This is a genomic window from Rhodovulum viride, from assembly GCF_003265965.1.
GTDB classification, from domain to species: domain Bacteria; phylum Pseudomonadota; class Alphaproteobacteria; order Rhodobacterales; family Rhodobacteraceae; genus Rhodovulum; species Rhodovulum kholense.
This window is the reverse complement of record NZ_MUAV01000011.1, coordinates 125422-140110: the sequence shown is the minus strand read 5'-3', so window position 1 is coordinate 140110 and position 14689 is coordinate 125422. Positions and strand designations below refer to the sequence as shown.

The window sequence follows — 14689 nt, the reverse complement described above, 5'->3', positions numbered from 1 at the left end:
GGGGGGCGGACAGCCCCCCCGCCTTCCGCCCGGCCACGGCCGACGCGCTGGCCGCCTGGTATGACGCTCATCCCGATGCCACGCTGATCGCTGGCGCCACCGATGTCGGGCTCTGGGTCACCAAGGGCCTTCGCGACCTGGGCGACGTGGCCTTCCTGTCAGGCTGCGAGGACCTGAAAAGGATCGAGACGACCGAAACCGAGATCCGCATCGGCGCGGGCGTCACCATCGCGCGGCTTCTCGACCTGATGCGCGATCCCCATCCGCATCTCGCCCGGATGCTGACCCGCTTCGGCTCGGCCCAGGTCCGCGCGGCCGCGACGCTGGGCGGCAATATCGCGAACGGCTCGCCCATAGGCGACAGCCCGCCCGCGCTGATCGCGCTGGGTGCCACCCTGCACCTGCGCAAGGGCGACCGCCGCCGCGCAATGCCGCTCGAGGACTTTTTCCTCGATTATCGCAAGCAGGACCGGGCGCCCGGCGAATTCGTCGAGGCGGTGACGGTCCCGCGCCAGCCCGATACCCTGCGCTGCTACAAGCTCTCGAAGCGCCGCGATCAGGATATCTCGGCCGTGCTGGGCTGTTTCAACCTGACCCTCCGCGATGGCCGCATCGAAAGCGCGCGCATCGCCTTCGGCGGCATGGCCGGCATCCCGAAACGCGCCCGCGCGGTCGAGGCCGCACTGACCGGACAGCCCTTCGCGCAAGCCACGCTCGAGGCCGCCCTGCCCGCCTTCGCGGCCGATTTCCAGCCGATGTCCGACATGCGTGCCTCAGCCAGGTACCGGCTGCGCGCAGCGGAAAACATGCTGCTGCGTCTCTGGCACGAAGGCCGGAACGAGCCCGCCGATATCGACGAGGTCGCCCCGTGAGCGTGAAAAGCCCCCTGCCCCATGACGCGGCGCGCCTGCATGCAACCGGCGAGGCGCGCTATCTCGACGACATCCCGGCCCCGGCAGGCACGCTGCACCTCGCCTTCGGGCTGTCGCAGATCGCCCATGGCAGGGTTCTGGCGATGGACCTCGCCCCGGTGCGCGCCGCCCCCGGGGTGGTGGCGGTGCTTGGCCCGGACGATCTCTACCCGATGCCCGACTGTTCGCCCTCGGCCCATGACGAACCGCTGCTGGCCCCCGGAGAGATCCGCTATTGCGGCCAGCCGCTGTTTCTGGTGATCGCCGACAGCCATCTTGCCGCCCGCAAGGCCGCGCGACTTGCCGGCGTGACATGCGAGGACCGGCCCGCGATCCTGACGATCGACCAAGCGCTGGCCGCGAACAGCCGCTTCGAGGACGGGCCGCGGATCTGGGAACTGGGCGACGCGGCCGCGGCCATCGCGGGCGCTGCCCACCGCGTCGAGGGCGTGATCGAAATCGGCGGGCAGGAGCATTTCTACCTGGAAGGCCAGGCCGCACTGGCCCTGCCGCAGGAGGGCGGCGACATGGTCGTGCATGCCTCGACCCAGCATCCCTCCGAAATCCAGCACAAGGTCGCGGAGGCGCTCGGCCTGCCGATGCATGCGGTCCGGGTCGAGGTGCGGCGGATGGGCGGGGCCTTCGGCGGCAAGGAAAGCCAGGGCAATGCGCTGGCCATTGCCTGCGCGCTGGCCGCGCGCGCGACCGGGCGGCCCTGCCGGATGCGCTATGACCGCGACGACGACATGGTCATCACCGGCAAGCGCCACGATTTCCGCATTCGCTATCGGGCGGGCAGCGATGACCAGGGCCGGATCGCGGGGGTCGAGTTCTGGCAGTATACCCGCTGCGGCTGGGCCCAGGACCTCAGCCTGCCGGTGGCCGACCGGGCGATGCTGCATGCCGACAACGCCTATTTCCTGCCGGCCGTTCGGATCGAAAGCCACCGGCTGAAGACCCATACACAGTCCGCGACCGCCTTTCGCGGCTTTGGCGGGCCGCAGGGGATGGTGGGCATCGAGCGGGTGATGGACCATATCGCCCATGCGCTGGGCCGCGATCCGCTGGAGGTGCGGCGGATCAACTATTACGACAGCGCTCCGGCCGGGGCTGGGGGGCTGTCTGCCCCCCCGCCGATCCTCCGGATCGGCCCCCCCCGAGGGTATTTCGGCCAAGAAGAAGACGACCACGCCCTATGGGATGGAGGTCGAGGATTTCATCCTGCACGAGATGACGGCCGCACTGGCGGAGCGCGCCGACTATGCCGCGCGGCGGGCGGCGGTGGCCGAGTGGAATGCCCGGCATGCCGTGCTGAAGAAGGGGATCGCGCTGACGCCGGTGAAGTTCGGGATTTCCTTCACACTGAGCCATCTGAACCAGGCGGGCGCGCTGGTGCATGTCTATCAGGACGGGTCGGTCCATTTGAACCATGGCGGCACCGAGATGGGACAGGGGCTGTTCCAGAAGGTGGCGCAGGTCGCGGCCAGTGCCTTCGGGCTGCCGGTCGGGGCGGTGAAGATCACCGCGACCGATACCGGCAAGGTGCCCAATACCTCGGCCACCGCGGCCTCGTCGGGGTCCGACATGAACGGGATGGCGGTCAAGGCCGCCTGCGACGAGATCCGTGGCCGGATCGCCGCCCATCTGGCCGAGTTGCATCAGACCGAACCGGACGAGGTGCATTTCGCCGACGGCCGGGTGTTTGCGGGTGGCAACGAGATGAGCTTCGCCGCGGCCGCGAAAAGCGCCTATGAGGGCCGGGTGAGCCTCAGTGCCACCGGGTTCTACCGCACGCCCGGGCTGAGCTGGGACCGGATCGCGGGCACCGGCCGGCCGTTCTTCTATTTCGCCTATGGGGCGGCGGCGAGCGAGGTGGTGATCGACACGCTGACCGGCGAGAACCGGATCCTGAGGACCGATATCCTTCACGATGCGGGCGCGAGCCTGAACCCCGCGCTCGATATCGGTCAGATCGAGGGCGGTTTCGTGCAGGGCGCGGGCTGGCTGACCATGGAGGAACTGGTCTGGGACGCCAAGGGGCGGCTTTCGACCCATGCGCCCTCGACCTACAAGATCCCGGCCATCGGCGACCGGCCCGCGATATTCAACGTGGCGCTCTGGGACGCGCCGAACCCGGCCGAGACGATCTACCGCTCGAAGGCGGTAGGCGAGCCGCCCTTCATGCTGGGCATTTCGGTCCTGATGGCGCTGTCGGACGCGGTTGCGGCCTGCGGATCGGGCTATCCGGCGCTCGACGCCCCGGCGACGCCCGAACGCATCCTCGCCGCCATCGACAGGGTCCGGGCATGAGCCTCGATCGGGACGCACTGGCACGGGCGGTGGCGGCCGAGGGCCGCGTCGTCCGGGTCGTTGTGGCCGAAATCCGCGGGTCGGCCCCGCGCGAAGCGGGAACGGCGATGCTGGTCTGGGCGGAGGGCCAAAGCGGCACCATCGGCGGCGGCGCGCTGGAATTCGAGGCCGCGGCCGAGGCCCGCCGCCTGCTGCGGGACCGGGGCAGCGCGCGGGTCGCGCGGGTAGCCTTGGGCCCCGGGCTCGGACAATGCTGCGGGGGGGCGGTGACGCTGGTCAGCGAGGTTTTCGACGCCGAAGCCGTCGCGGCCCTGACCGGCGAGGTCCATGCCCGCCGGGTCGAGGGCGACAGACCGATGCCGCTGGCGCTGCGCCGGGCACTGGCGGGGGTCCGGGGCGGGCTGGGTGCGCCGCCGGTCCTGCTGAAGGAGGGCTGGTTTCTGGAACCCCTGGCGCTGCCCGCCCGGGCGCTCTGGATCTGGGGGGCGGGCCATGTCGGCCGCGCGCTGGTGGGGGTGCTGGCGCCGCTGCCGGGGCTGGCCATCACCTGGGTCGATACGGCGGCCGCACGGTTTCCCGATGTGCTTCCCGACGGCGTCGTGCCGAGGATCGCAATTGACCCGGCCGCACTGGTGCCCGAGGCCCCGGCCGGGGCGCATCACCTGATCCTGACCTATTCGCACGCGCTCGATCTGGCGCTCTGTCATGCGCTTCTGGTCCGGGGCTTCGGGTCGGCCGGGCTGATCGGGTCGGACAGCAAATGGGCGCGGTTCCGGACCCGGCTTGGGCAGCTTGGTCACAGCCCTGCCGAAATCGCGCGCATCTGCTGCCCGATTGGGCAGAAGACCCTGGGAAAACACCCTCAAGCCATTGCGATTGGCGTCGCCGCCGCGCTACTAAGCGAGGGCGTAGACCGGATCGCAGCGAGGGACATCGCGGGGTGACAGCGCTTCTGAAAGTCGAGGGCCTTACCAAGGCCTATCCGGGCGTGGTCGCCAATGACCATGTGAGCTTCGAGATCGCCGAGGGCGAGGTGCATGCGCTTCTGGGCGAGAACGGCGCCGGGAAATCCACCCTCGTCAAGATGATCTACGGGCTGGTGCAGCCCGACAGCGGGCGGATGACCCTGCGCGCCGCGCCTTATGCGCCGCCCGAGCCCAGCGCCGCGCGGCGCGCCGGGGTGGCGATGGTGTTTCAGCATTTCTCGCTGTTCGACGCGCTGAGCGTGGCCGAGAACATCGCGCTGGGCATGGAGACGCCGCCGCCGATGCGCCGCCTTGCGGGCCAGATCCGCGAGGTCAGCGAGACTTACGGGCTGCCGCTGAACCCCGACCGGCTGGTCGGCGATCTTTCGGCGGGCGAGCGCCAGCGGGTCGAGATCATCCGCTGTCTGCTGCAGGACCCGCGCGTGCTGATCATGGACGAGCCGACCAGCGTTCTGACGCCCCAGGAAGTCGAGATCCTGTTCGCCACGCTTCGCAAGCTGGCGGCCGAAGGCACCGCCATCCTTTATATTTCGCACAAGCTCGAAGAGATCCGGACGCTCTGCGACCGGGCGACGGTGCTGCGGCTGGGGCGGGTCGTCGAAAGCTGCAACCCGCGCGAAAAGACCGCCGCCGAACTGGCCGAGATGATGGTGGGCGCCAAGCTTGCCACCCCGTCGCGGGCGGGCAGCGCGCCGGGCGCGCCGGTTCTGGAGGTCTCGGGTCTCAGCCTGCCTTCGCCCAACCCGTTCGGCACCAGCCTGCGCGACATTTCCTTCACCGTCCGCGCGGGCGAAATCCTCGGCATCGGCGGGGTCGCGGGCAACGGGCAGGACGAATTGCTGGACGCGATTTCGGGCGAGGCGCCGGTCGCGCCCGACACGGTGCGGCTGCACGGCCAGGCCATCGGTGCGCTGGGGCCGAGCCTGAGGCGCCGGATCGCCGTGCTGGCCGCGCCGGAAGAACGGCTTGGCCATGCCGCGGCGCCCGACATGAGCCTGACCGAGAACGCGATGCTGACCGCCGCCATCCGCCAGGGTCTGGCAACGCGCGGCTTTCTGAAATGGCCCGCTGCCCGCGCCTTCGCCGAGAAGGTGATCGACACCTTCGACGTGCGCACCCCCGGCCCCGGCAATGCCGCGCGGTCGCTGTCGGGCGGCAACCTGCAGAAATTCGTCATCGGGCGCGAGGTGCTGCAACGCCCCGAGGTGCTGGTGGTGAACCAGCCGACCTGGGGCGTCGATGCCTCGGCCGCTGCCGCGATCCGGCAGTCGCTGCTGGATCTGGCCGAGGCCGGCACCGCCGTCGTCGTCATCAGTCAGGACCTGGACGAGCTGATGGAAATATCCGACCGCTTCGCCGCGCTGAACGAGGGCCGGTTGTCGGCCCCCCGCCCGGCCAAGGGGCTGAGCCTCGAAGAGATCGGCCTGATGATGGGCGGCGCCCACGGGATGGAGGTGGCTCATGTGGCCGAGTGAGGAGACGGCCCTGTGATCCGTCTGGAAAAACGCCCCTCGCCGTCGCGCGCCTGGACCGCGGCGACCCCGGTGCTTGCGGTCGCGCTGACCATGGTGGCGGGCGGCGTGCTGTTCGCGATGCTGGGCAAGGACCCGGTCGCGGCGATCCGCATCATCTTCTGGGACCCGCTGTTCAACGAGCAGTTCGCCAGCTATTCGCGCCCGCAGCTTCTGGTCAAGGCCGGGCCGCTGATCCTGATCGCCATCGGGCTGAGCCTCGGGTTTCGGGCGGGCATCTGGAATATCGGCGCCGAGGGCCAATACATCATCGGCGCGCTGTCGGGCGCGGGTGTGGCGCTGGCCCTTTATCCGCTGGAGGCCTGGTTCGTCTTTCCCCTGATGGTGATCGCGGGCGGGCTTGGCGGCTGGGCCTGGGCGATGATCCCGGCGATCCTCAAGACCCGGTTCCGCACGAACGAGATCCTGGTGTCGCTTTTGCTCGTCTATGTGGCCGAGCAGATCCTGGCCGCGATGGCGCTGGGACTCATGCGCAACCCCGAGGGCGGCGGCTTTCCGGGCAGCCGGAACCTGCAGCAATACCCCGCCGCCGCGAATACCGAGCTGATCGCCAATAGCGGCATGCATTGGGGCGTGGTCGCGGCCTTCGTCGCGGTGATCGCGGCCTATGTCCTGCTGAACCGGCACATGCTGGGCTTTCAGATCCGGCTGACCGGGCAATCGCCCCGGGCCGCGCGCTTTGCGGGCGTCAATCCGAACGGGCTGGTGCTGTTCTGCCTGGGCGCGTCGGGCGCGCTGGCCGGGCTGGCCGGGCTTTTCGAGGTCTCGGGGCCCGCCGGTCAGGTCTCGATCGACTTCAACCAGGGCTATGGCTTTACCGCGATCATCGTGGCCTTCCTCGGGCGGCTGAACCCGGTGGGCATCCTGCTGGCGGGGCTGCTGATGGCGCTGACCTATATCGGGGGCGAGCTTGCGCAATTCATGCTGAACCTGCCCGCCGCCGCGATCCAGGCGTTTCAGGGGATGCTTTTGTTCTTCCTTCTGGGGCTCGACGTGCTGACCAATTACCGGCTCCGCTGGGGCAAGAGGGAGATCGCCTGATGGACCTGTCCGCCATCGACCCCGTCATCCTGATCGCCTCGCTGATGGTGGCCTCGACCCCGATCCTGCTGGCCGCGACCGGCGAGCTGATCGTCGAGAAATCGGGCGTGCTGAACCTGGGCGTCGAAGGGATGATGATCACCGGCGCGATCTGCGGCTTTGCCGCTTCGGTGCAGACCAGCAGCCCCGCGCTGGGCTTTCTGGCCGCCATGATCGGCGGCGCGGCGCTGTCGATGATCTTTGGGTTGCTGACCCAGGTGCTGATGTCGAACCAGGTCGCGACGGGGCTGGCGCTGACGCTGTTCGGGCTGGGGCTGTCGGCGCTGATCGGTCAGGGCTATGCCGGGATGAAACCGCCGCCGACCCGGCCGCTCGACCTTGGGGTCCTGTCGGATCTGCCGGTGATCGGAAAGATCGTCTTTTCCCATGACGCGATGGTCTATGTCAGCCTCGCCCTCGTGGCGCTGGTCTGGGCCTTCCTGCGCTATACCCGCGCGGGCCTGATCCTGCGCGCGGTCGGCGAAAGTCACGAGGCCGCCCATGCGCTGGGCTACAAGGTGGTGCGCATCCGCCTGATGGCGATCGGCTTCGGCGGTGCGATGGCGGGCCTGGGGGGCGCCTATCTGAGCCTCATCCGCGTGCCGCAATGGACCGAGGGCATGACCGCGGGCGCAGGCTGGATCGCGCTGGCGCTGGTGGTCTTCGCCTCCTGGCGGCCCTGGCGACTGCTGCTTGGGGCCTACCTGTTCGGCGGCATCACCGTGCTGCAGCTGAACCTGCAGGCCGCCGGTGTCGCGGTTCCGGCAGAGTTCTTGTCGGCCACACCCTATCTGATAACCATTCTGGTACTCGTGCTGATGTCGGCCGACCGCAGCCGGGCCGCCCTGCATGCCCCGGCCGATCTGGGCAAGACTTTCCACGCCTCGAGCTAGAGGCGCGCGCAACCGACGGGGCCGCCACGCGCCCCGGACACGTATCGGAGACAGAGACCCCATGAAACGCAGAACATTCCTTGCCACCAGTGCTCTGGCCCTGGGCCTTGCCGGAACCGCTTTCGCCCAGGACAAGGTCAAGGTCGGCTTCATCTATGTCGGCCCCGTCAACGATGGCGGCTGGAGCCAGCACCACCACGAATCCGCGATGGTGATGAAAGAGCATTTCGGCGATGCCATCGAGTTGGTGGAACAGGAAAGCGTGCCCGAGGGCGCCGATACCGAACGCGCGCTGACCCAGATGGCGCTGTCGGGCTGCGACATCGTCTTTGCGACCTCCTTCGGCTTCATGGACCCGACGATCAACGTGGCCAAGAAGTTTCCGAAGGTGAAATTCGAGCACGCCACCGGCTACAAGCGCGCCGAGAACGTGTCGACCTATTCGGCCCGCTTCTATGAAGGCCGCGCGGTGCAGGGCCTGCTGGCGGGCCGGATGACCCAGTCGAACGTGATCGGATATATCGGGTCCTTCCCGATCCCCGAGGTGATCCGGGGCATCGACTCGGCCTTCATCCACGCCCGCAAGGTCAACCCCGACGTGCAGTTCAAGGTGGTCTGGGCCAATACCTGGTTCGACCCGGCCAAGGAGGCCGACGCGGCCACCGCGCTGATCAACCAGGGCGCCGACGTGATCCTGCAGCACACCGACTCGACCGCGCCCCATGCCGCCGCCGAGAAGGCGGGCAATGTCTACACCTTCGGTCAGGCCGCCGACATGGCCGAATATGCGCCGAAGCCCCGGATCTCGTCGATCATCGACAACTGGGCGCCCTATTACATCGAGCGCGTGCAGGCGGTGATGGACGGCACCTGGGAAAGCAAGGACACCTGGGGCGGCATCGCCTCGGGGATGGTCAAGATCGGCGAGATTTCGGACGCGGTCCCGGCCGAGATCCGCGACGAGGCGATCGCGCTGGAAGAGTCGATTTCCAGCGGCGCCTACCACCCCTTCACCGGGCCGCTGAACAAGCAGGACGGCAGCGTCTGGCTGGCCGAGGGCGAAGTGGCCGATGACGGCACGCTGGCCGGTCTCAACTTCTACGTCGAAGGGCTGAGCGGCGAAGTCCCGAAATAACCCGGTCGACCCGCAGCCGGACGACGCAAGGGCCCGCGCGCGGGCCCTTCGCATGTCGAGGCACCCGCGCACCTGCGCCCAAACCGGGCCTCTGGCCGTGCCGTCCGGGCCCAATCCGGCCCTACGGCAGCTTCGTGCGAAAGGCGTCGCATATTGTTTCAAAACCGCAGCCGAATCTGCTAGTTTCCGCAACGTAAGCTATTTGTGGGGCCAGTCGCCCGGGGCTTTTGCTCCGGCGCGACGGGTGGGATCGTCCCCCGACTGCCCTCACCGCGAAAAAGGATATTCCCTGCGGGCACAGCTCCGCAGAGATGTCCGCTCTGTCCACGGACCGGAACCGCGGGCAACCGACCGAACTCTGAGGCGGCACTGCCTCCTGCGGCGCCGGTCCTCTGGCGGCCCGGAAGGGTGGTACCTGCCGGGCAGTCCGAGAGACATGCGCCCGCGCGCGATTGCTGCATGATCGCGTGCACCCGCCGCCTCCGGAGCGGCGCGCGGCGGGGGTTTCCCTCTGCCGCGCGCTTGTGCTTATCTCGCGCCATGGATACGGATTTCATCGTCATCGGCGGCGGCATCGCCGGGGTATCGGTCGGGGCGCGGCTCGCGCCTCTGGGCCGGGTCGCGCTGTTCGAAACCGAAAAGGCGCTTGGCTATCACACCTCGGGCCGCTCGGCGGCGCTGTTCGACGAATGCCTGGGCGCACCCCCGATCGTCGCGCTGAACCGGGCCGGGCACAGCTATCACCAGACCGCCGATGGCGGCGTGCTGTCGCCCCGGGGCCTGATGGTCGTCGGCCGGGCGGGTGACGGTGCCGCCTTCGAGGCCGACCGCCGCCACATGGACCTGCGCGCGCTGACGCCCGAAGAAGCACAAGAGATCGTCCCGATCCTCGATCCTGCCCGCGTCGCCTTCGCCGGGATCACCGAGCGTGCCTGGGACATCGACACCGACCGGCTGCTGCAAGGCTTCGCCCGCCAGATCCGCAGCCATGGCGGCCGGATCGAGACCGGGCGCAAGGTCACCGCCATCGCGCGGGTCGAGACCGGCTGGCAGATCACCGCAGGCGGCGAGACTGTCGAAGGCCGCATCCTAATCAATGCCGCCGGCGCCTGGGTCGACGAGGTGGCCCGGATGGCCGGGCTGGCGCCCCTGGGCTTTACCCCGATGCGCCGGTCCATGGCCCAGTTGCCCGCCCCCGCCGGTCAGGACCCGCGCCGATGGCCGATGATCCTCGGCGCGGGCGAACGCTGGTACTGCAAGCCCGAGGCCGGCAAGCTTCTGGTCTCGCCCGCCGAGGAAGACCCGATGGCGCCCCATGATGCCTTCGCCGACGACATGGTGCTGGCCGAGGGGCTGGCGCGTTACGAAGAGATGGTGACCGCGCCGGTGACCCGGGTCGAAACCAGCTGGGCGGGCCTGCGCACCTTCGCGCCCGACCGCCTGCTGGTGATCGGCTTCGATCCGCGCGATCCGGCCTTCTTCTGGCATGCGGGTCAGGGCGGGGTCGGGATGCAGACCTCGCCCGCCGCCAGCGAACTGGCCGCCGACATCCTGGGCGGCCGCGCCTCGGAGCTTCGGCGCATGCTCGAGGCGACCTTCAGCCCGGCCCGGTTCTGCTGATGCCCCGGCGGCTGGACCTGCCCGACAGCGCCTCGGTCGCGACGCCGGGCATGGGCGGGCGGCTCAGCGCGCCCTCGGCCTTGCGCAACGCAGACGCAATCTGCGCGGTTCTGGAAACCCTGGCCCCGCCTCGCGGGCGTGTGCTGGAACTGGCCTCGGGCACCGGCGAACATGCCGTGCGTTTTGCCGCCCGCCTGCCCGGCCTCATCTGGCAGCCGACCGAGATCGACCCGGCGCGCCGCGCCTCGATCGACGCCTGGGCGGCCGAGGCGGCCCTGCCGAACCTGCGCCCGGCGATCGCGCTTGATGCCTGCCGGCCGGGCTGGGGCGCGGCCCATGCCGGGCAGGACCTGATCTTCGTCAGCAACATCCTGCATCTTGTCAGCGCGGCCGAGGCTGAAACCCTGATCGCCGAGGCGGCCCGGGCGCTAACCCCCGGCGGCGTTCTGGCGATCTACGGGCCCTTCCTGCGCGCGACCGGCTTCGCCAGCCCCGGGGATGCCGCCTTCCATGCCAGCCTGACCGCCCAGGACGCCGAGATCGGCTACAAGACGGTGGCCGACGTGACCGGCTGGGGCGCCGCCGCCGGACTGCAACCTGAGGCACAAATTTCCATGCCGGCCAATAATCTGACGATAATTTTCCGCCAGCCCCTGTGAACGCGCAACGAAACCTATAATTAGGGCAAGGTAAAACGCATCTCCGACTCAGCTTCGGACCAAAGGAGACCGATATGGACTGGACCGCCAAACGCGATGGAACCAAGGACCAGCTGCGCCGCCTGAACAAGGCCCTTCCCGAGCAGACCAAGGCCTTCGGGGCGCTCGGCAAGGCCGTCAAGGAAGGCGGCGAGCTTGACTTCAAGACCAAGGAATTCATCGCGCTCGGCATCGCGGTCACCCAGCGCTGTCAGGCCTGCATCGTGCTGCACATGGAGGCCCTGGTGCGCGTTGGTGCCACCCGCGAAGAGGTCGGCGACGTGCTGGCGATGGCGATCCAGATGGGCGGCGGCCCGGCCATGATGTACGCGGCCGAAGCGATGGAATGCTACGACCAGCTGACCGAGGAAAAGGCAGCCGCCGCCGAATAGGCCGAGGGGCATCGGGCGCCTCCGGGCGCCCTGCCCCGGTTGCAGTTGCCGCAGGCCGCGGATGCGACTACCTCTGGGATACCGCGATCCAAGGAGTCCTCCGATGCGCCGCCCCATCCGTTCCGCCCTTGCCCTTTCGGGCTTCGCCCTTGCCCTTGCCGCCGGGTCCGCTGGCGCGGACACCCAGCGCGCGCCCATACTCTACGAGAAATGGGACGCCGACCGCAGCGGCACCATCAACCGCCATGAGCTGCAAAGCCAGGCCCGCCGCATCTTCGCGGCCTTCGATACCAATGGCGACGGCCATCTCGACGCGACCGAAGCCGCGGCCTTCGACCGTGCCCGCGGTCCGCTGGCCTATTTCCGCGGCGAAGAGGCCTATGAGCGCAAGGTCGTCGTCAAGGGCCAGAAGCTGATGCGCAACGATATCGACGGCAACGGAGTCATCGACCTGTCGGAATTCCGCATGGCGGCCAATGAATGGCTTGCAATGCACGACCGCGATGGCGACGGGCGGCTCACGCTTTGGGACGTGTCCGCCCGCTGACCGGTGGGGAAGGCGGGCGGCTCAGCCGTCCGCCCGGATCCGCGCATTGGTCGGGTCGTGGGGGCTGTCCTCGACGACCTCGACCGCCCAGAGTGCATCGAACATCCTGACGCTCAGCCGGGTGCCCGGCACCGCCAGGTCGGGCCGCACATAGCCCATGCCGATGGACTTGCCGAAGGCGACCGACCAGCCGCCCGAGGTCAGCCGCCCGACCCGGGTCTCGCCGTCATAAAGCGCCTCGCGGCCCCAGGGATCGGCATCCTCCGGCCCGTCGATCAGCAGCGTGACGCATTTCGAGCGGAGGCCCGTCGCCTCCATAGCCGCCTTGCCGTGGAAGTCCTTCGACAGATCGACGAAACGGTCGAGCCCGGCCTCGAGCGGTGTGGCATCGCGCCCGAGCTCGGTGCCGAAGGCGCGATAGCTCTTCTCTTGCCGAAGCCAGTTCTGCGCCCGCGCGCCCACGGGTTTCAGCCCCTGCGCGGCGCCTGCCTCCATCAGCCGGTCGAACAGGTGGTTCTGCATCTCGATCGGATGATGCAGCTCCCAGCCCAGCTCGCCCGTATAGGCCACGCGCAGGGCGTTGACCGGGACCATGCCCAGTTCGATCTGCCGCGCCGACAGCCAGGGGAAGCGCTTGTTCGACAGTGCCGTCGCCGGGTCGGCGTCGCGGATCAGCCCGGCCAGGATCGCCCGCGCATTGGGTCCCGCCAGCGCAAAGACCCCATAGCGCGTGGTCACGTCCTCGACGATCACCGGGCCGAACTCGGCCGCCTTGTCCTCGGCCGCCTTCAGCAGGAAATCCTCGTCATAGGCGTGCCAGGCCCCGGCCGAGACCAGGTAATAGACGTCCTCGGCCTGACGGACGATGGTGTATTCGGTTCGGACGGTGCCCGCGCTGCTCAGCGCATAGGTCAGGTTGACACGGCCGATCTTGGGCAGCTTGTTGCAGGTGAACCAGTCCAGGAACGCCGTCGCCCCGGGCCCGCGCACGATATGCTTGGCAAAGGCCGTGGCGTCGATCAGCCCGGCCGTCTCGCGGATCGCCCGCGCCTCGGCCTCGGCATATTGCCACCAGCCGCCCCGGCGGAAGCTGCGCGCGGCATGATCGTCAAAGCCTTCGGGGGCGAAGTAGTTGGGCCGTTCCCAGCCCTGCACCTGCCCGAACTGCGCGCCCAGCGCCTTCATCCGGTCGTAACAGGGCGCGGTCCTCAGCGGCCGCGCGGCCGGGCGTTCCTCGTCGGGATGGTGCAGGATATAGACATGCTCATACGCCTCCTCGTTCTTGGCGACGGCATAGTCCGTGGTCATCCAGGACCCGTAGCGCTTGGGATCGAGCGAGCCCATGTCGATCTCGGCCTCGCCCTCGGTCATCAGCTGGGCGAGGTAATGGCCCGACCCGCCCGCGGCGGTGATCCCGAAGGAAAAGCCCTCGGCCAGCCACATGTTGCGAAGGCCCGGCGCCGGCCCCAGCAGCGGGTTGCCGTCGGGGGTATAGCAGATCGGGCCGTTGAAATCGTCCTTCAGCCCCACCGTTTCCGAGCTTGGCAGCCGGTGGATCATCGACATGTATTCCTCCTCGATCCGTTCCAGATCGAGCGGGAAAAGATCGGCGCGGAAGCTGTCGGGGCAGCCATAGGCGAACCGCGCAGGCGCGTTGCGCTCATAGGGGCCGAGGATCCAGCCGCCGCGTTCCTCGCGCACGTACCATTTGGCATCGGCATCGCGCAGAACCGGGTGTTCGGGGTTGCCGGCCTTGCGCCACGCGACCAGCGCCGGGTCGGGCTCGGTCACGATATACTGGTGCTCGACCGGAATCGCCGGGATCTTGAGGCCCAGAAGCCGCGCCGTCCGCTGCGCATGGTTGCCGGTGGCGGTGACCACATGTTCGGCGGTGATGACCGTCTGTTCCTCGGTCGGCACGAGGTTGCCGCCCTTTTCGGCCATCTTCGTGACCGTCACCCGCCATTCGGACCCGGTCCAGTCGTAGGCGTCGACCTGCCATTTCCGCTCGATCACCGCGCCGAGCTGCCGCGCGCCCTTGGCCATGGCCTGGGTCACGTCGGCCGGATTGATGTAGCCGTCGGTTGGATGGTAGATCGCGCCGATCAGATCGTCGCAGCGCATCAGCGGCCAACGCTCTTTCAGCTGCGCCGGGCTCAGCCATTCATAGGGCACGCCACAGGTCTCGGCGGTGGTGGCGTAAAGCCTGTATTCGTCCATCCGCGCCTGGGTCTGCGCCATGCGCAGGTTGCCCACCACGCTGAAGCCGGGGTTCAGCCCGGTCTCGGCCTCGAGCGTCTTGTAGAACTTGATCGAGTAGTCGTGGATATGGGTCGTCGCGAAGGACATGTTGAAATAGGGCAAAAGCCCGGCCGCATGCCAGGTCGAGCCCGAGGTCAGCTCGTCCCGTTCCAGAAGCATGGTATCCCAGCCCGCCCTGGCCAGATGATATGCAATCGAGGTGCCGACAGCGCCGCCGCCGACGACCAGGGCTTTGACATGAGTCTTCATCGGCCGAGTCTCCTGCTTGCCGCTCGTTTCCCTCAGTTAGGCAGGATTCTGGCGGCGCGGCGGGGGCCATCCGA

The 14689-nt window shown here is 68.6% G+C and carries 11 protein-coding genes and 1 pseudogene; 11 read left to right on the top strand and 1 reads right to left on the bottom strand.

Annotation, left to right across the window (positions count from 1 at the left end):
* The 11 genes and pseudogenes from BYZ73_RS11460 to BYZ73_RS11410 all read left to right on the top strand — a co-directional run.
* Positions 1–872, top strand: an 872-nt coding sequence (locus BYZ73_RS11460) for an FAD binding domain-containing protein (RefSeq protein ID WP_181498028.1), incomplete at its 5' end; no start/stop codon positions are given.
* A pseudogene (xdhB, locus tag BYZ73_RS11455) lies at positions 869–3221 on the top strand (xanthine dehydrogenase molybdopterin binding subunit). The gene BYZ73_RS11460 and the pseudogene xdhB, both read left to right, overlap by 4 nt.
* On the top strand, positions 3218–4165 hold the full coding sequence (gene xdhC, locus BYZ73_RS11450; RefSeq protein ID WP_112316051.1) for a xanthine dehydrogenase accessory protein XdhC: 948 nt from the start codon (positions 3218–3220) through the stop codon (positions 4163–4165). Before xdhB ends, xdhC begins: the two are co-directional and overlap by 4 nt.
* Complete coding sequence (locus BYZ73_RS11445) at positions 4162–5682, top strand: ABC transporter ATP-binding protein (protein WP_112316050.1); 1521 nt, start codon at positions 4162–4164, stop codon at positions 5680–5682. The genes xdhC and BYZ73_RS11445 overlap by 4 nt, the downstream gene beginning before the upstream one ends.
* Before the next feature lie 12 nt (positions 5683–5694).
* The gene (locus BYZ73_RS11440) at positions 5695–6780 is read left to right on the top strand and encodes an ABC transporter permease (protein WP_112316049.1); all 1086 of its coding nucleotides are present in this window, start codon (positions 5695–5697) and stop codon (positions 6778–6780) included.
* Positions 6780–7712, top strand: coding sequence for an ABC transporter permease (locus tag BYZ73_RS11435; protein WP_112316048.1), 933 nt, complete (start codon positions 6780–6782; stop codon positions 7710–7712). The genes BYZ73_RS11440 and BYZ73_RS11435 overlap by 1 nt, the downstream gene beginning before the upstream one ends.
* Before the next feature lie 61 nt (positions 7713–7773).
* A complete protein-coding gene (locus BYZ73_RS11430; RefSeq protein WP_108027194.1) occupies positions 7774–8847 on the top strand; it encodes a BMP family ABC transporter substrate-binding protein in 1074 nt (357 codons plus the stop codon).
* A gap of 540 nt (positions 8848–9387) precedes the next feature.
* Positions 9388–10467, top strand: coding sequence for an NAD(P)/FAD-dependent oxidoreductase (locus BYZ73_RS11425; RefSeq protein ID WP_112316047.1), 1080 nt, complete (start codon positions 9388–9390; stop codon positions 10465–10467).
* Complete coding sequence (locus BYZ73_RS11420) at positions 10467–11126, top strand: DUF938 domain-containing protein (protein ID WP_112316046.1); 660 nt, start codon at positions 10467–10469, stop codon at positions 11124–11126. The genes BYZ73_RS11425 and BYZ73_RS11420 overlap by 1 nt, the downstream gene beginning before the upstream one ends.
* 74 nt (positions 11127–11200) lie before the next feature.
* Positions 11201–11557 carry a carboxymuconolactone decarboxylase family protein gene (locus tag BYZ73_RS11415; protein ID WP_108027197.1) on the top strand — a complete coding sequence of 119 codons (357 nt, stop codon included), beginning with the start codon at positions 11201–11203 and terminating at the stop codon, positions 11555–11557.
* Between the two features lie 103 nt (positions 11558–11660).
* On the top strand, positions 11661–12104 hold the full coding sequence (locus BYZ73_RS11410; protein ID WP_181498027.1) for an EF-hand domain-containing protein: 444 nt from the start codon (positions 11661–11663) through the stop codon (positions 12102–12104).
* A gap of 21 nt (positions 12105–12125) precedes the next feature.
* On the opposite strand, the gene BYZ73_RS11405 is transcribed toward BYZ73_RS11410, so the two are convergent.
* Positions 12126–14615, bottom strand: a complete 2490-nt coding sequence (locus tag BYZ73_RS11405; protein WP_112316044.1) for a GcvT family protein — start codon at positions 14613–14615, stop codon at positions 12126–12128.
* Positions 14616–14689: the final 74 nt, after the last annotated feature.